The 16,303-nt window shown below is 69.7% G+C and carries 18 protein-coding genes and 4 tRNA genes; 14 read left to right on the top strand and 8 right to left on the bottom strand.

Annotated elements, in window-relative coordinates:
• Positions 1-27: 27 nt before the first annotated feature.
• On the bottom strand, positions 28-939 hold the full coding sequence (locus E1288_RS28485; RefSeq protein ID WP_132490324.1) for a YceI family protein: 912 nt from the start codon (positions 937-939) through the stop codon (positions 28-30).
• Positions 940-1,193: 254 nt separating this feature from the next.
• Here E1288_RS28485 and htpX point away from each other — a divergent pair, with 254 nt between their 5' ends.
• Entirely contained in the window at positions 1,194-2,072 is an 879-nt protein-coding gene (htpX, locus tag E1288_RS28480; RefSeq protein WP_132490322.1) for a zinc metalloprotease HtpX, read from the top strand.
• Between the two features lie 162 nt (positions 2,073-2,234).
• On the opposite strand, the gene rfbA is transcribed toward htpX, so the two are convergent.
• The 4 genes from rfbA to E1288_RS28460 form a co-directional block, all read right to left on the bottom strand.
• The gene (rfbA, locus tag E1288_RS28475; RefSeq protein ID WP_132490320.1) at positions 2,235-3,116 is read right to left on the bottom strand and encodes a glucose-1-phosphate thymidylyltransferase RfbA; all 882 of its coding nucleotides are present in this window, start codon (positions 3,114-3,116) and stop codon (positions 2,235-2,237) included.
• 20 nt (positions 3,117-3,136) lie between these two features.
• The gene (locus tag E1288_RS28470) at positions 3,137-3,628 is read right to left on the bottom strand and encodes a YajQ family cyclic di-GMP-binding protein (RefSeq protein WP_132490318.1); all 492 of its coding nucleotides are present in this window, start codon (positions 3,626-3,628) and stop codon (positions 3,137-3,139) included.
• Positions 3,629-3,818: 190 nt separating this feature from the next.
• Positions 3,819-3,900 (bottom strand) — tRNA-Tyr (locus E1288_RS28465).
• Positions 3,901-3,972: 72 nt separating this feature from the next.
• Positions 3,973-4,281, bottom strand: coding sequence for a hypothetical protein (locus tag E1288_RS28460; protein WP_132490316.1), 309 nt, complete (start codon positions 4,279-4,281; stop codon positions 3,973-3,975).
• Positions 4,282-4,385: 104 nt separating this feature from the next.
• On the opposite strand from E1288_RS28460, the gene E1288_RS28455 reads away from it, so the two are divergent.
• Entirely contained in the window at positions 4,386-4,643 is a 258-nt protein-coding gene (locus E1288_RS28455; RefSeq protein WP_132490314.1) for a hypothetical protein, read from the top strand.
• Positions 4,644-4,683: 40 nt separating this feature from the next.
• Here E1288_RS28455 and E1288_RS28450 read toward each other — a convergent pair whose 3' ends face one another.
• Positions 4,684-5,103, bottom strand: a complete 420-nt coding sequence (locus E1288_RS28450; RefSeq protein ID WP_132490312.1) for a TIGR03668 family PPOX class F420-dependent oxidoreductase — start codon at positions 5,101-5,103, stop codon at positions 4,684-4,686.
• Between the two features lie 28 nt (positions 5,104-5,131).
• On the opposite strand from E1288_RS28450, the gene E1288_RS28445 reads away from it, so the two are divergent.
• The 7 genes from E1288_RS28445 (at position 5,132) to E1288_RS28415 (ending at position 10,800) form a co-directional block, all read left to right on the top strand.
• Complete coding sequence (locus E1288_RS28445; protein ID WP_235883858.1) at positions 5,132-6,109, top strand: alpha/beta fold hydrolase; 978 nt, start codon at positions 5,132-5,134, stop codon at positions 6,107-6,109.
• A gap of 313 nt (positions 6,110-6,422) precedes the next feature.
• The gene (locus tag E1288_RS28440; protein ID WP_132490308.1) at positions 6,423-9,056 is read left to right on the top strand and encodes a putative bifunctional diguanylate cyclase/phosphodiesterase; all 2,634 of its coding nucleotides are present in this window, start codon (positions 6,423-6,425) and stop codon (positions 9,054-9,056) included.
• Positions 9,057-9,189: 133 nt separating this feature from the next.
• A tRNA-Thr gene (locus E1288_RS28435) sits at positions 9,190-9,262 on the top strand.
• A gap of 105 nt (positions 9,263-9,367) precedes the next feature.
• Positions 9,368-9,443: transfer RNA gene (locus tag E1288_RS28430), tRNA-Met, on the top strand.
• A 67-nt stretch (positions 9,444-9,510) separates the two neighbouring features.
• Positions 9,511-9,675 carry a 50S ribosomal protein L33 gene (rpmG, locus tag E1288_RS28425; RefSeq protein ID WP_010315521.1) on the top strand — a complete coding sequence of 55 codons (165 nt, stop codon included), beginning with the start codon at positions 9,511-9,513 and terminating at the stop codon, positions 9,673-9,675.
• 98 nt (positions 9,676-9,773) lie between these two features.
• Entirely contained in the window at positions 9,774-10,238 is a 465-nt protein-coding gene (locus tag E1288_RS28420; protein ID WP_132490306.1) for a MaoC family dehydratase N-terminal domain-containing protein, read from the top strand.
• Positions 10,239-10,374: 136 nt separating this feature from the next.
• Entirely contained in the window at positions 10,375-10,800 is a 426-nt protein-coding gene (locus E1288_RS28415) for a MaoC family dehydratase (RefSeq protein ID WP_132490305.1), read from the top strand.
• Between the two features lie 61 nt (positions 10,801-10,861).
• Here E1288_RS28415 and E1288_RS28410 read toward each other — a convergent pair whose 3' ends face one another.
• Positions 10,862-12,091: a pyridoxal phosphate-dependent aminotransferase gene (locus E1288_RS28410; protein ID WP_132490303.1), complete on the bottom strand. Its 1,230-nt coding sequence runs from the start codon at positions 12,089-12,091 to the stop codon at positions 10,862-10,864.
• A gap of 206 nt (positions 12,092-12,297) precedes the next feature.
• On the opposite strand from E1288_RS28410, the gene E1288_RS28405 reads away from it, so the two are divergent.
• From E1288_RS28405 to rplA, 5 genes are all read left to right on the top strand, one after another.
• Positions 12,298-12,370 (top strand) — tRNA-Trp (locus E1288_RS28405).
• Between the two features lie 30 nt (positions 12,371-12,400).
• Positions 12,401-12,811, top strand: coding sequence for a preprotein translocase subunit SecE (secE, locus tag E1288_RS28400; protein ID WP_132490301.1), 411 nt, complete (start codon positions 12,401-12,403; stop codon positions 12,809-12,811).
• An 82-nt stretch (positions 12,812-12,893) separates the two neighbouring features.
• Positions 12,894-13,742, top strand: a complete 849-nt coding sequence (gene nusG, locus E1288_RS28395; RefSeq protein WP_132490299.1) for a transcription termination/antitermination protein NusG — start codon at positions 12,894-12,896, stop codon at positions 13,740-13,742.
• A gap of 156 nt (positions 13,743-13,898) precedes the next feature.
• Positions 13,899-14,333: a 50S ribosomal protein L11 gene (gene rplK, locus E1288_RS28390; RefSeq protein ID WP_010315507.1), complete on the top strand. Its 435-nt coding sequence runs from the start codon at positions 13,899-13,901 to the stop codon at positions 14,331-14,333.
• 82 nt (positions 14,334-14,415) lie between these two features.
• A complete protein-coding gene (gene rplA, locus E1288_RS28385) occupies positions 14,416-15,123 on the top strand; it encodes a 50S ribosomal protein L1 (protein ID WP_132490298.1) in 708 nt (235 codons plus the stop codon).
• Positions 15,124-15,281: 158 nt separating this feature from the next.
• Here rplA and E1288_RS28380 read toward each other — a convergent pair whose 3' ends face one another.
• Positions 15,282-16,109, bottom strand: coding sequence for a hypothetical protein (locus E1288_RS28380; RefSeq protein ID WP_132490360.1), 828 nt, complete (start codon positions 16,107-16,109; stop codon positions 15,282-15,284).
• Positions 16,110-16,303 lie beyond the last annotated feature (194 nt).

The raw sequence follows: 16,303 nt of genomic DNA, 5'->3' as shown, positions 1-16,303 counted from the left end.
GTCGACCTGCAACGACGCCCTTCTTCGTCACTGCTCCAGGACGGCCTGCACGCCGAGCTCGATGCTGATCGTGGGGCCGACCACGGCGATGCCCTTCGCCAGGGTGGCCTGCCAGTTCACCGAGTAGTCCTCGCGGCGCAGCGTCGCGGTCGCGTGGCAGGCGACCCGCAGGTCGCCGTCGAAGCCCGGCCCCTGCCACTTCCGCTGGCCCAGGTAGGTGGTCTCCAGCTGCACCGGGCTGCTGGTGCCGCGCAGCGCCAGGCGGCCGCTGATCATCCAGCGATCGGCGCGCAGGTGCGTGAACCGGTCGCTGGTGAAGGTGATCCGCGGGTGGTTGGCCACGTCGAAGAAGTCCGCCGACCGCAGGTGGTCGTCGCGCATCTTCACGCCGGTCTCGATGCTGGCCGCGTCGATGGCCACCTGGATCCGCGAGTCCTCGAACCGCGGCGCCACCTCCACCACGCCGTCGTAGTTCTTGAACATCCCGTGGATCTTTGACATGCCGATGTGCTGGGCGATGAACCGGACCTCGGTGTGGTACGGGTCGAACCGGTAGCGGCCCGGGCGCGGCAGTTCCAGCGAGGTGTCCGGCTCCAGGCGGATGCCGCCGAGCGAGCAGTGCTGGTTGACCCGCACCTCCACGCGGGTGGTGTACCGGCGGTAGCCGCCCGCGCTGATCGACAACTTGTGGGTGCCGGGCGCGATCGACGTCACGAAGCAGCCGTAGCTGTCGGTGGTGCCGTGCGCGGACCGCTGGTTCAGCCGGTCCAGCAGCGTCACGGTCGCGCCGGGCAGCAGCGATCCGCTCTCGTCGTGCACCTGGCAGGTCAGCAGGCCGCTGTCGAGCGGCGTCGGGGGGAGGAAGCCGCCGGAGATGCCGGTTCGAGCCGGCGTGCCCTTGCTGGTCGAGTGCCGGCGACGCAGCCTGGCGAAGATCATTCGGTGCCCTCTTCTGGTCCTCCGGTCCCCGAACCGGATAAAGGTTGTGATTTCAACTAACTGACCATGGTAAGGCCGCGAGCCCGGTGGTCCGGCCCTCCGGAGGCGTTGGCTTCAGCACATCCGCCCAGCGGAACTACGACTCGCGCCGAGTCGTTTTCTGGGTGACCTTCGGATTACGTGGAAAGGTGTTCTGGGAGGCCATCCATCCCGGTCGGGGAACCGGGGCTGGCCCTCGGGCGGAGGCAGGCACGGTGCACAGTCACGTCAACGGTTTGAAGACCGCTCTGCTGCTCGGCGGCATGAGCGCGCTGGTCCTGCTGGTCGGGTCGATCTTCGGCCGGACCGGCCTGGTCATCGCGTTCTTCGTGGCGCTGGGCATGAACGGCTACGCGTACTTCAACTCGGCCAACCTGGCCCTGCGCGCGATGCGCGCCCGGCCGGTGTCGGAGGCCGAGCAGCCGGCCATGTACCGGATCGTGCGCGAGCTGGCGACCTCGGCGCGGCAGCCGATGCCCGCGCTGTACATCAGCCCGACGCGAGCGCCCAACGCCTTCGCCACCGGCCGCAACCCGCGCAACGCCGCGGTGTGCTGCACGTCGGGAATCCTCGAACTGCTCAACGAGCGCGAGCTGCGCGCCGTGCTCGGCCACGAGCTCTCGCACGTCTACAACCGCGACATCCTGATCTCCAGCGTCGCCGGGGCGCTCGCCAGCGTGGTGACGTTCCTGGCCAACTTCGGGATGTTCTTCGGCATGTTCGGCGGCGGCAACGACGAGAACCGGCCCAACCCGTTCGCGATGCTGCTGGTGGCGCTGCTGGGCCCGATCGCGGCCGCCGTGGTGCAGATGGCCGTCAGCCGCTCCCGCGAGTACCAGGCCGACGCGTCCGGGGTGCAGCTGACCGGGGATCCGCTGGCGCTGGCGTCGGCGCTGCGCAAGCTGGAGCGCGGTACCCAGCTGGCGCCGCTGTCACCGGAGCCCCAGCTGGTGTCCCAGTCGCACCTGATGATCGCGAACCCGTTCCGCCCCGGCGAGCGGCTGGCGCGGCTGTTCTCCACGCACCCGCCGATGGCCGACCGCATCAGCCGCCTGGAAGGCATGGCCGGGCACCAGCTGCCCCCGGCCTGGTGACGCAATTTCAATGGAAATTGCGGAACAGTAACGGCGTGTCGCGCCCCGACACGCCGCAACCTGTGGACAACCTCGGGTTCCTGTGGACAACTTCCGCAATTTCAATGGAAATCAGACCTTCGATTTCCATTGAAATTGCGGCAGGTGGGAGGAGCGGACGGGTCAGCCCGTGGCGCCGGAGCGGCGGGCGACGTCCATGACGTACTCGCCGTAGCCCGACTTGGCCAGCTTGGCGCCGAGCTCGAAGCACTCGTCCGCCGAGATGTAGCCCATGCGCAGGGCGATCTCCTCCAGGCAGGCGATCCGCACGCCCTGCCGGTGCTCCAGCACCTGCACGAACTGCGAGGCCTCCACCAGCGAGTCGTGGGTGCCGGTGTCCAGCCAGGCGAAGCCGCGGCCGAGCTGCGTCAGCCGCGCCCGGCCCTCCCGCAGGTAGGCGAGGTTGACGTCGGTGATCTCCAGCTCGCCGCGAGCCGACGGCGTCAGCCCCTTGGCGATGCCCACCACGTCGTTGTCGTAGAAGTACAGGCCGGTGATGGCCATGTTGGACTTCGGCTCCGCCGGCTTCTCCACGATCGACACCAGCCGGCCGTCCTCGCCCACCTCGCCGACGCCGTAGCGCTGCGGGTCGCGGACCGGATAGCCGAACAGGGTGCAGCCGTCGAGGTCGCGAACGCACTGCTGGAGGACCCGGGAGAAGCCCTGCCCGTAGAAGATGTTGTCGCCGAGCACCAGCGCCACCGGGTCATCGCCGATGAAGTCCGCCCCGATCACGAACGCCTCGGCGAGGCCGTTGGGCTGGGCCTGCTCGGCGTACTCGATGCGGATGCCGAACTGGGAGCCGTCCCCGAGCAGCCGCCGGAACAGCGGCATGTCGGCCGGGGTCGAGATGAGCAGCACTTCCCGGATGCCGGCCAGCATCAGCACCGACAGCGGGTAGTAGATCATCGGTTTGTCGTAGACCGGGAGCAGCTGCTTGGACACGGCCTGCGTCAGCGGATGCAGGCGCGTCCCATTGCCGCCCGCCAGCACGATCCCCTTCACCTGGGTCCTCCAGCGGTGGTTTACCGGAAATTCTCGAACTGGAGCGGGGCATCGAAGTCGCCGGACTTCAGCAGCTGGATCACGGCCTGCAGGTCGTCCTTCTTCTTGCCGGACACCCGCAGCTGCTCGCCCTGGATCTGGGCCTGGACGCCTTTGGGGCCCTCGTCGCGGATCTTCTTGGAGATCTTCTTCGCGACCTCCTGCGAGATGCCCTGCACGACCTTGCCGGTGGCCCGGAAGATCTGACCGGAGCTGGCCGGCTCACCCATGTCCAGCGCCTTCAGCGAGATGCCGCGCTTGATCAGCTTCTCCTTGAAGACCTCGATGGCGGCCTTGCAGCGCTCTTCCGTCTCCGACTCCAGCACCACGCCGTTCTCGCCCGACCACTGGATCTTCGAGCCGGTGCCGCGGAAGTCGAACCGGTTGGCGAGCTCCTTTGCCGCCTGGTTCAGCGCGTTGTCCACCTCTTGGTGGTCCACCTTGCTCACCACGTCGAAGGACGGGTTTGCCACGTGACTACCTCCTGTTGAGCCGAAGCAGCGCGAGCTGCGAAGTTCTGCCGCCACACGCTACCGGCCAACGCAGCAGACCGGAGACCGGTCGAGCCGGAGTCGATTCGCGCTCGCCCCCGGCATCGGCCACGAACAGCGCAAACGAAGATGCCCCCGCGACCGGACCGGTCACAGGGGCATCTTCGCTGAGTGCCAGGTGGAGGATTCGAACCTCCGAAGGCATTGCCGGCTGATTTACAGTCAGCTCCCTTTGGCCGCTCGGGCAACCTGGCGTGCGCACCAGCATCGCTGGCTTGCGAGGAAATAATACATACCGGCCGCCGCCGGTATTCCAGGGGGCCTGCTCAGTCCGGCTCGGGGTGGAAGACCAGCGCATCGGCCTGGGCCAAGCCCGCGTCGAGCGCCGCGCGGGCCGTCTCCGGCAGCCCGTCGCGGAAGTCCGGGCCGGCCGCCTTGACGAGCACCATCAGCCGCTTCGCGAGCCCGCGGGCCTGGGTGAGGCGGATCTCCTCGGCCGCCAGCACCTGGCGGGAGTCGGCGATCAGCTTGCGGTAGCGGTGGTTGAGCTCGGCCTGGTCGTCGACGACGTCCAGCGCGCTCGCCAGATCCGCGAGTTCCGCCGTGCTGACCAGGACAAAGTACGGATCGGGCACGAATCCGCAGCCTAGTTGACCCGCGCCCGCCGGCCGCCGGGCGCGGCTTGGCGTCTTCTCGGCAGCACCGGCCTACGCCGCCGCGACCGGGCTAACCTGGGCAGATGGCCATAGATCGAGCAGGTCGGGCGAAGCGGCGGCAGGAGCAGCGCGCCGCGGCACCGCCCGCCCCGGCGCAGCCCGAGGAGCAGCGCCGGACCGCCTCGGCGGCGTTGGGCATCGAGGGCCTGTTCAGCGCGGGAGCCAGGCACCAGCTGGAACAGCTCGCCTGGGTGGAGGTCGTCAAGGAGGACGACCGGGAGGCGGGCGGCCCGCTCGATCTCGACTCGGACGTCGTCCACCTGGAGCGGAAAAGCGGGTAAGGCCCCTGCCGGGTCCGTGACCATCGGGAATGGTGGGCGGTCATGGCGGTTCGGCCGACCAGGCGCTCCACCGCGCCACCCGGATCACGATCAACGTGCCCGTCGGCGGGTGCTCCCGGTACTGCGGGTACTTCTCCGCGAGCGCCGCGACGAGGTCCGGGCGCGCCGCGCTGGCGGTCGGCTCCGCCTCGCCGTCGGCGCGCGCCCACCACAGGCGGGACCAGTCGTCCTCGTAGTGGTCGGCGAGCAGCGCCACCTGCGGGTTCGCGGCGATGTTGCGCAGCCGCTTGAGGTTCGTGGTCCGCTTCGGCTTGTGGTCCACTGCGGTGACGATCACATCCCCGCGGATCGCGAAGGTGATCGGCACCAGGTGCGGTCGTCCCAGCTCATCGGCGCTGGCCAGGCGTGCCGCCCGTGCCCGCGCGAACCAGCTCCGTGCCTGCTGTTGGCTGATGCGCATCGTCCGGTCCGGTCCGTATGTTCGGAGTGTGCCTTCGGCTCCATCCACCCCAGGGTCCGCCACCGTCGTCGGCCCCGGCTACCGCGACCAGCAGTACTGGCTCCGCTACCAGGACTTCTTCCCCGGTGCGCTCCGCGTCACCGCCGAGAACGCCCCGGCCGAGCAGTGGTGGCCGTGGCGCGGCACGGTGGTCCACCTCGACCGCGTCGCGCGCCCGAGCGCCCCGACCAAGCTGATCGCGTTGCACGGAGTCGGCACCTACGGCCGCATGCTCGCCCCGTACGGGCGGCTGCCGTCGCTGGCGGACTTCGAATTCATCGCCCCAGACCTGCCCGGCTTCGGCCTGAGCGGCGCCCCGCGGCGCGCGATCACCTACCGGGACTGGGTTTCCTGCGTGCTCGACCTGGTCGAGGCCGAGCGCTCCCGCGACGAGCGGCCGATCGTGCTGCTCGGCGTCAGCACCGGCGGCCGGCTCGCCTACGACGTCGCCGCGCAGGCCGGCGGCGCGGTGGCGGGCGTGATCGCGACCTGCCTGGCCGACCCGCGGCGCGACGACGTCCGGCGGCGGCTCGCGGCCCGGCCGGAGATGGCCCAGTGGGCCGGGCTGCTGACGCTGGTCCCGAAGCCGCTCGCGGCGGCGCGGGTGCCGGTGCACTGGCTGACGAACATCGCCGCGGCGTCCAACCACGGCCAGTTCGCCAACCTGGTGTGGGCCGACGAGATCGGCGGCGGTAGCTGGCTCGCGCTCGGCTTCGCCCGCAGCTGCCTGGCCACTCCGCCCGCGGTGGCGCCCGAGGACTACGCTGGGCCGCCGCTGCTGCTGGCGCACCCCGACGACGACCGGTGGACGCCGCTGCTGCTGTCCCGCCAGTTCTTCGACCGGATCGCCGGGCCCACCCGCTTCGCGACGCTCAGCGGTGCCGGCCACCTCCCGGTGGAGGAGTCGGGGCTGGCGGATCTCGACCGCGCGGTCCGGGACTTCCTCGACGAGTTCGGGCTGCAGTAGTAACCGTGCGTTTTCGCCGGTCGCGTACGGTATCCGAGCCGATCGGTTGCTGCGGCGATCATCACAAATCTTCGGGGTGTGCCTCGTCGCGCCCACCGGACCGCGGCGCCCGGCGGCCGTTGTGAAATCTTTGCTGGTCAACTCCCGATGCTGTGCAAGGATGTCGCCGCGAAGCACCCGCATCAACGCAGATGCGTGCGTCCGGCAGATGCGACGGGGACCATTGGCCCCTGGCCTTCCGCGCGGTCGTGCGTCACGATTTGCCACGGCATTCGTGTGGTGCGCACGCGCCGCCGGCTTGGGAGGAGCGTGGATGATCGAGCGTCACCGCTCCCTCGGTCCGCAATCCAGCCTGGAATCCGCCCGCCCGCCGGTGCGCGCCGAGGTGGATCCGGTCCGGCGCCGGATGTTCACCGGGTTCTCGTTCGTGGTCCTCGCCGCCGGCCTCCTCGCGTCCGCCGCGACCTCGGCCTGGCTGCCCTTCCACTACCGCTCGGACCTGCTGTTCATCGGGCCGCTGCTGGCCATGGGCTTCCTGCTGGCCGAGCAGCTGACCATCGACGTCGACGTGAAGCGGGTCGGCTGGACCATCTCGTTCACCGAGATCCCGCTGATCCTCGGGCTGCTGACGGTGCCGTTCGAGGTGGTGCTCGCGGCCAACCTGCTGGCCGGGCTCGGCGCGCAGGTCGGCCGTCGCGCGGCCACCCACGTCGTCTACAACGCGGGCGTGCTGTGCCTGGAGATCGCGGTGCCGTTCGCGGTGGCCAACGCGGTCAACCTGGCGCTGGTCGACGTGGCCCCGGCCTGGTTCGGCCCGGTCATCGGCACTCTGACGTCGCCGCTGATCAGCTGCGCCTTCGCGCTCGCCGCGCTGCACGTGCTGGGCGGCGCGATGCGGGTATCCGCCGGCGTGCGGCTCGCGGTGAACACGCTGGCCGTGGGCCTGCTCAACACCTCGGTCGGCCTGGTCGGCTACGAGGTCTCGATCAGCACGCCGTGGGGCTGGCTGCTGGTGGCGCTGGTCGCGGTGGCCGTGATCGGCCTGTACCGCGCCTACTCCGGCCTGCTGCGCGAGCAGCGCGACCTGGAGGCGCTCAGCGACGTCAGCCTGAGCGTGGCCCGCTCCGGGCAGACCGCCGCGCACGGCCCTTCAGACGCCGTGGCCGGCGAGCCGGAGGTGTCGGTCAGCGAGTGGGAGCCGGTCGCGGAGCGGATCCGGGAGCAGCTGAACGCGACCCGCGTGGTGCTGCGGCTGCGGCTGGACCCCAGCGGCGAGGTCAGCACGCTGGTCGCGGGGGAGTCGCTGCCGGAGATGGCGCAGCAAGCCGCGCCCTCGGCGCTGCGCGACGATCCGTTGCTCCAGCTGCCGGGCAGCCACGTGCGTTCCTTCCGGACGCTCGAAGCCCCCGAAGAGGTGCGGCGCGCGCTGCGCCAACGCGGCGCTTATGAGGCGCTCGTGGTGCCGCTGCGCGGTGCGAGCCAGCTGCTCGGGGCGGTCGAGGTGCACGACCGGGTCAGCCGGTGGCGCGGCTTCGGCCGGGCCGACGTGCGACTGCTGCACACCCTGGCCAGCCACCTCGCGACCGCGATGGACAACCGCCGGCTGCTCGCGCGGCTGCGGCACGACGCCTACCACGATCCGCTGACCGGTCTGCTCAACCGGACCGGCTTCCGCGAGATGGCCGCCGAGGAGCTGCGCAACGGGCGCACCGCGGTCGTGCTGCGGATGGACCTCGACGTGCTCACCACCGTCAGCGAGGCCCTCGGCTACACCTGGGGCGACCGGATGATCGTCGCCGCCGGGCGCCGGATGCGCGACGAACTCGGCGAGGCGCCGCTGGCCAGGCTCGAAGCGAACTCCTTCGCGGTGCTGCTGCTGGACCACAGCGAGGCCCAGGCGCACGAGTTCGCCCAGCACCTGCGCGAGGTGATCGGCAAGCCGTACCCGCTGGACCGGATCGTCGTGGAGGCCGCGGGCGTCGCCGGGTACGCCTCATCCGCGCCGGCCGACGGCGAGTGCGAGACCGACATCGACACCCTCCTGCAACGCTCCGACGTCGCGGTCCGGGCGGCCCGCAACGGCGAGGACGGGGTGCGCGGCTACGCCCCCGCGATGGGCCAGGTCTTCCTGCGCCGCTTCCAGCTGGTCACCCAGTTCCGGCAGGCGCTGGACACCGGCCAGGTCGAGGTGCACTACCAGCCGAAGGTCGCGCTGCCCGAACGCCAGGTGGTGGGCGCCGAAGCCCTCGTGCGCTGGTCGCACCCCGAGTACGGGCGGCTGGACCCGGACGAGTTCGTGCCGCTGGTCGAGGCGACCGGGCTGGTGGACGCGCTCACCGCGTTCGTCATGGAGTGCGCGCTGGTCAAGATCCGGAAGTGGATGGATCGCGGCCTGCGGATGTCGGTGGCGGTGAACCTGTCGGTGCGCAACCTCGCCGACGAGACCTTCCCGGACCGGGTCGGCGAGGCGCTGCTGCGCCACGACATCCCGCCGGAGCTGCTCACCTTCGAGCTGACCGAGTCCAGCGTGATGGCCGACCCGGAGCGCTCCCTGCCGCTGCTGCGGAGGCTGCACGCGATGGGCGTGGTGCTGGCGGTGGACGACTTCGGCACCGGCTACTCGTCGCTGGCCTACCTGCGGCAGCTGCCGGTGGACGAGGTGAAGATCGACAAGAGCTTCGTGCTCGGCATGGGCACCGATCTCGGCGACATGGCGGTGGTGCGCTCCATCGTCGAGCTCGGGCACTCGCTGGACCTCGCAGTGGTCGCCGAGGGCGTGGAGGACGACGCCGCCCGCGATCAGCTGGTGGAGATGGGCTGCGACGTCGCCCAGGGCTACCTGATCTCGCGCCCGCTCTCCGAGGAGCGGTTCGAGGCGTGGCTCCAGGCCCGCACCAAGCGCGGCCGGGGCGCCCGGTCCGAGACCGTCCTCACACTCCTGCACTGAGCCCGGTTTTCGCCCCCATGCGCCGCCTGTGGGTCGAAAACCCCGTCATGACCTGCGTTTTCGCCAAAAGGTACCCCCCTGTTTCGAGGGGGTCCGGGTGGTGTGTAAAGTTCTAGACGTTCCGCAAGGAAACGCCCCAATAGCTCAGTCGGCAGAGCGTCTCCATGGTAAGGAGAAGGTCTACGGTTCGATTCCGTATTGGGGCTCGAAAGACAGCTGCGGTACTCGGTAAACTGGGTGCTGTGGCTGTTTTGCATGGGATACCCTGCGTCGGCTGAGGCGCGAGGTGCGTGCACCGAAGGTCCCAGCATGGCGGTGTAGCTCAGTCGGTAGAGCAAGCGGCTCATAATCGCTGTGTCGCCGGTTCAAGTCCGGCCACCGCTACCAGTCACGGGTTCGCACAGATCTACGGCGAACCGTTCCGGATTTACGACCGAGAGAGAAAGGCACCCCCGTGGCCGCCACCGACGTCCGACCCAAGATCACGCTGGCGTGCGAGGAGTGCAAGCACCGCAACTACATCACCAACAAGAACCGGCGCAACGACCCGGACCGCTTGGAGATGAAGAAGTTCTGCCCGAACTGCGGTACGCACAAGCTGCACAAGGAAACCCGCTGATCCAGCGGTTCCAACCCCAGCTTCAGCGAGAGCCCGCCCCCGGATTCCGGGGGTGGGCTCTCGTCATTGGGCCCAGGTGTGCCGGGTAGCCTGCGGGCGTGCCGCTTGACCAGTCATTTATCGGGCGTGAATACCCGCCCACGGCCGCCTACGAGGTGGGCCGGGAGAAGATCCGCGAGTTCGCCGCGGCAATCAAGGACGACTCGCCGCTGTACCGCGACGTCGACGCAGCCAAGGCCGCCGGATACCCGGACGTGATCGCGCCGCCGACGTTCGCGGTGATCCTCTCCATGGGTGCCCACGACGCGATCGTCGAGGACCCGCAGCTCGGCCTGGACTACAGCCGCGTGGTGCACGGCCAGCAGGACTTCACCCACCACCGGCCGATCCGGGCGGGCGACCGCCTCGTCACCGTGGTGCACGTGGACGACATCAAGGCCCGCGCGGGCAACGACTTCCTGACGGTGCGCGCCGAGATCGGCACCGTCGACGGCGAGCCGGTGTGCACCGCGAAGTCGATGCTGGTGGCCCGCGGCGCGGCCGACGAGGGGGAGGGCGCATGAGTAGCCCTGTGGCAACCCGAGTCCTCCTCAACCGCACCTCAGGGGAACGTGACGCAAACCAGCCGCAAGAAACTGCGAAACGCGGGATTGAGCCGGACGCAACCACGACTGTGAAACGCGGAGAGGCGGAACTGGCATGAGCGTGCGGATGTCCGAGGTCGCCGTCGGCGACCAGCTGCCGGTGCTGAGCGTGCCGCTAACCCGTGCCGATCTGGTCCGTTACGCCGGGGCGTCCGGCGACTTCAACCCGATTCACTGGAACGAGCGGTTCGCGACCCAGGTCGGCCTGCCCGACGTGATCGCCCACGGCATGCTCACGATGGCCGTCGCCGGCCGCCTGGTCAGCGAGTGGACGGGCGACCCGGGCGCGATCGTGCACTACGGCGTGCGGTTCACCCGACCGGTGGTGGTCCCCGACGACGGAACCGGGGCGCTGGTCGAGCTGTCCGGCAAGGTCGCGAAGAAGAACGACGACGGCACGGTGAAGGTCAGCATCACGGCCCGCAGCGCGGACCAGGGCGTTCTCGGCGGCGCCAGCGCCACCGTCCGCCTCCCGGAGTAGCGAGAACGCGAAAAGGCGCCCCCGGCCGAGCCGCCGGGGGCGCCTTTCGCGGGTTGCGGGACTACTTGGCTTCGCCGAGGAGTTCCGCCATCCGGGTCACGCCGGTGACGAGGTCCTCGTCGCCGAGGGCGTAGGACAGGCGGAAGTATCCCGGGGTGCCGAAGGCCTCGCCCGGGACCACCGCGACCTCCGCCTGCTCCAGGACCAGGCTCGCCAGCTCCACGCTGGTCTCCGGGCGGACGCCGCGGATCTCCTTGCCCAGCAGGCCCTTGACCGACGGGTACGCGTAGAACGCGCCCTGCGGCTCCGGGCAGCTGACGCCGGGGATCGCCGAGAGCAGCTCGACGATCTTGCGGCGGCGGCGGTCGAACGCCGACCGCATCTCCGCGACGGCGTCCAGGGAGCCGCTGACGGCCTCCAGCGCGGCCCGCTGCGAGACGTTGGCGACGTTGGACGACAGGTGCGACTGCAGGTTCGCGGCCGCCTTGATGACGTCCTGCGGGCCGATCATCCAGCCCACCCGCCAGCCGGTCATGGCGTAGGTCTTGGCGACCCCGTTGAGCACCACGCAGGTGTCCGCGAGCTCCGGGACCACGGCGGGCATCGACACGTGCCGGGCGTCGCCGTAGACCAGGTGCTCGTAGATCTCGTCGGTGACCACCCAGATGCCGTGCTCGAGCGCCCAGCGGCCGATCGCCTCGACCTGCTCCGGCGGGTAGATCGCGCCGGTCGGGTTGGACGGCGAGTTGAACAGCAGCACCTTGGTGCGCGGCGTCCGCGCGGCCTCCAGCTGCTCGACGGAAACCAGGTAGCCGGTCGACTCGTCGGCGGGCACCACTACCGGAACTCCACCCGGCAGGGTGATCGCCTCCGGGTAGGTGGTCCAGTACGGGGCGGGCAGCAGGACCTCGTCGCCCGGGTCGAGCAGCGTCTGGAACGCCTGGTAGACGGCCTGCTTGCCGCCGTTGGTCACCAGCACCTGACTGGCCTGCACGGTGTAGGCGGAATCCCGCAGCGTCTTCGCGGCGATGGCGTCGCGCAGCTCCGGCAGGCCGGCCGCCGGGCTGTAGCGGTGGTTCTTCGGGTCGGAGCAGGCGGCGATGGCGGCATCCACGATCGGCTGCGGCGTCGGGAAGTCCGGCTCGCCGGCGCCGAACCCGATCACCGGCCGGCCGGCCGCCTTGAGCGCCTTCGCCTTGGCGTCCACGGCCAGCGTGGCGGACTCGCTGATCCCGCCGATCCGCGCGGACACCCGCGCCCTGGTCTCTTGGTCTGTCTGAGGTGCGGCCATGCTTGCATCCTGACAGACGCGGCGTGTCGTCGAACACGCTCCCCACCTGCGGCGGAGTTGTTCATGACCCGCCTCAGGGGGTGCCGTTGGAGCAAGGTCGTCGGCGTGCCGTACACTTTCGAACCTGGGATGCCTGAACACCATGAACTCCGGTTCCATGGCCGGTGTCGGGTGTCCCGAAGTGCGGTCGAGCTCCAGGGCCGCAAAGGGGTGTAGCTCAATTGGCAGAGCAGCGGTCTCCAAAACCGCAGGTTGCAGGTTCAAGTCCTGTCACCCCTGCGTCGATGCGACGGTGAGCGGAGGATGGGCGTGAGCGAGGACCGCGAGCAGGAGCAGGACGGAGCGCGCGAAGACGCAGCCCGTCCGTCCAGCGCCGCGGCGCGGCGCGAGCGCCGTGCCTCCGCCCGTCCGGCCGGTCGCAAGGGCCGGTCCGGTGAGTCGGGTTCGACCGGAGCGAACTCGGCGCGCACAACTGAGTCGAAGGGTCGGCCGACCCCGTCGCGGGATGGCCGGCAGGGTCGGGTTTCGCTGTTCCGGAAGATCGGACGCTTCCTGCGCGAGGTCGTCGCCGAACTGCGCAAGGTCATCTGGCCGACGCGCAAGGCGCTGGCGACCTACACCTTCGTGGTGCTGGTCTTCGTCAGCATCATGGTGGCGTTCGTCGCCGGCGTGGACGTGCTCTTCGCCAAGGGAGTGGGCTGGCTGTTCGGCTCCGGCTGAACGGCTGCGGGCCCGCCCTAGGTGGTGCCGGCGGCGGAACGACGACCCGGCACGCAACGCACGAGAGGAAGCGAGACCGACTGTGACCTCCCACGAGGGCCAGGAATCCACCGGCCTCACCGACGAGCAGGTGCAGCCCGAGGCCGCGGAGGCCGAGGCGACCGCTGACTCGGTCGACGCAGTCGAATCCGCGGACAGCGCCGACTCCGGCGAGGACACCGACTCGGCCGACCAGGCCGAGGAGTCGGCCGAGGACGCCGACGAAACCGGTGAGGAAGGCGAAACCGGCGAGGAAGCGGCCGGCGAAGAAGTGGCCGCCGAAGCGGACCCGGTCGAGGAGCTGCGCGCGGCGCTGCGGCGCGCCCCCGGCGACTGGTACGTCGTGCACTCCTACGCGGGCTACGAGAACAAGGTCAAGACCAACCTCGAAACGCGGGCCCAGACGCTCGACGTCGAGGACTTCATCTTCCAGGTCGAGGTGCCGACCGAAGAGGTCACCGAGATCAAGAACGGCCAGCGCAAGCTGGTGCAGCGCAAGGTGCTGCCCGGCTACATCCTGGTCCGGATGGAGCTCAACGACGCGTCCTGGAGCGCGGTGCGCAACACGCCGGGTGTCACCGGCTTCGTCGGCGCCACCTCCAAGCCGTCGCCGCTGACCATCGACGACGTGCTGAAGTTCCTGGCACCGCAGGTCGAGGAGAAGAAGGCCGAGCCGGGCAAGAAGGCCGCCGCGTCGGCCGCCGCCAAGCCCTCGGTCGAGGTCGACTTCGAGGTCGGCGAGTCCGTCACCGTCATGGACGGGCCGTTCGCGACCCTGCCCGCGACGATCAACGAGGTCAACCCGGACGCCCAGAAGCTCAAGGTGCTGGTGTCGATCTTCGGCCGCGAAACGCCGGTTGAGCTTTCGTTCAGCCAGGTTTCCAAGATCTGACCGTTCTCCCGCGGTGCGGGAGTGCGGCGGCTGCGCGCGGATCTGGCAGGACCCGTGCGCAGAACCGGGCGAAGCCACCGTTTCGTGGTCTCGCCGATTCGGCTCCGCCACTAGGCGGGGCCGGGCAACCGGATAGCGAAGACACAGGAAGCAAACATGCCGCCCAAGAAGAAGAAGCTCGCAGCGATCATCAAGCTGCAGATCCAGGCCGGCCAGGCCAACCCGGCCCCGCCGGTCGGCCCGGCGCTGGGTCAGCACGGCGTCAACATCATGGAGTTCTGCAAGGCCTACAACGCCGCCACGGAGAACCAGCGTGGCAACGTCGTGCCGGTCGAGATCTCCGTGTTCGAAGACCGCTCCTTCAGCTTCGCGCTGAAGACCCCGCCGGCGGCCAAGCTGCTGCTCAAGGCGGCGGGCGTGGCCAAGGGCAGTGGCGAGCCGCACAAGACCAAGGTCGGCAAGGTCTCCATGGACCAGGTCCGCGAGATCGCGCAGACCAAGATGGCCGACCTCAACGCCAACGACATCGACCAGGCCGCCAAGATCATCGCCGGCACCGCCCGGTCGATGGGCCTGACGGTCGAGGGCTGACCCAGCCGGACGGCTGGCAGTGTGGGAGGGCTCCAGCGCAGCCCGACCAACCACAACTGATCCACCTGCGATAGGGACAGAAATGGCAAAGCGCAGCAAGGCATACCAGCAGGCGGCCGAGCTGATCGATCGCGCGCGGCTGTACGCGCCGACGGAGGCCGCCGAGCTGGCCAAGAAGACCGCCAAGGTCAAGTACGACGCCACCGTCGAGGTGGCGCTGCGGCTGGGCGTCGACCCCCGCAAGGCAGACCAGATGGTCCGCGGCACCGTGAACCTGCCGCACGGCACTGGTAAGACTGCCCGCGTCATCGTGTTCGCCGTCGGGGACAAGGCCGCCGAGGCCGAGGCCGCCGGTGCGGACGCGGTTGGTTCCGAGGACCTGATCGAGCGCATTCAGGGCGGCTGGCTCGATTTCGACGCGGCGATCGCCACCCCGGACCAGATGGCCAAGGTCGGCAAGATCGCTCGGGTGCTCGGCCCGCGCGGCCTGATGCCGAACCCGAAGACCGGCACCGTCACTCCGAACGTCACCAAGGCGATCACGGAGATCAAGGGCGGTAAGATCAACTTCCGCGTCGACAAGCAGGCCAACCTGCACTTCATCATCGGCAAGGCGTCGTTCGACACCGAGAAGCTGGTGGAGAACTACGCGGCGGCGCTGGACGAGATCCTGCGCGCGAAGCCGTCGGCGTCGAAGGGCCGGTACCTGAAGAAGGTCACCTTCACCACCACGATGGGCCCGGGCATCCCGGTCGACCCGAACGCGACCCGGATCACGGCCTCGGCCTGATCCCGGAGTTCCGCTGAGAGGGCGGGCCACCCCACCAGGGGCGGCCCGCCCTTTCGCATGTGGGACGCCCAATTTTAGGCAAAATTGGGTGCTCCCCCTGGGTGCGCGGCTGGCCTCACCAGGAGGGACGCCCAATTTTAGGCAAAATTGGGAGCTTGCTAGCCGCCGCAGCTCTCGGCCTGGAGGGCGTAGGCGCTGATCGTCCAGCCGCCGTCCGATTGCTTGGTGAGCTTGAAGGTGCCGAGGCGGGGACCGCCGTTGACCTGCACGCGGCAGCCGAGGACCTGGGCCTCCTGGCCGATCTCGGTCACCGCGTTGTGGTCGAACTTGGGGTTCGCGTACGCGTTCGGGTCGGTGATCTGCTGGTGCACCTGGCGCGCCGCGGTGGCGCAGTCCGGGGCTTGGTAGGCGCCGGCGAAGCCGGACTTGCCATCCGCGTCGAACAGCTCGCAGGTCCGTTCCGGACCCGCCCCGCGCAGGTAGTTGTAGACGCTGCGCACCGCCTGCTGGGGGTTCGTCGACTTCACCGGCACCGAGTCGGTCGGTATGCCGCTGTTGCCGGTGCCATTGCCGCCTCCGGTGCTGCCGAACCAGGACGTCATCACGCTGTTGTACAGGTAGTTGAGCAGCAGGAGCGCCAGCAGCAGGTAGATCAGGCGGCGGACCAGCTTGTAGCGCAGCAGGCCCAGGGCGCGCTTCCACCAGGCTTTCTTCGGCGCTTCCGGCTTCGCGGCCGGGGGCGCCGCCGACGGCGGAACCGCTACTTCCCCGTCCTGGGACCGCTGCCATTCGCGGAACTTCTGGAACTCCAGGAACTGCTGGTACTGGCGGAACTCCGCGTCGTCCGCCGACTGCTGCGGGCGCGCCGGTGCGTCGGCCTCGACGACCTCGCTGTCCACCACCTCGGCGTCGACGACCTCCGCGGTGCGCGGTTTCTCCGGCAGGTTCGGGCGGGGCGACTCGTGCTGATCAGCCACGCACAACATGATGCCCGGCCGTCGCGTCCAGGTCACGACCGGTGACCGCCGGAAGGCGAGACAGGGGGTGGTTGGTGGACCCCGGGACGGGTCGCGTACGCTGGTCGAGGTTCCACCCAAGACCGCTGGTCTTCTTCGTGCCCCGCCAGGGGCGGGGAGAACGAAGGTCCCGTGAGATGCGGGCGGCCCGCGCAGGAGGGACG

Source organism: Saccharopolyspora elongata, assembly GCF_004348985.1.
Taxonomy (GTDB): Bacteria; Actinomycetota; Actinomycetes; order Mycobacteriales; family Pseudonocardiaceae; genus Saccharopolyspora; species Saccharopolyspora elongata.
This window is presented reverse-complemented; position numbering and strand designations above follow the sequence as displayed.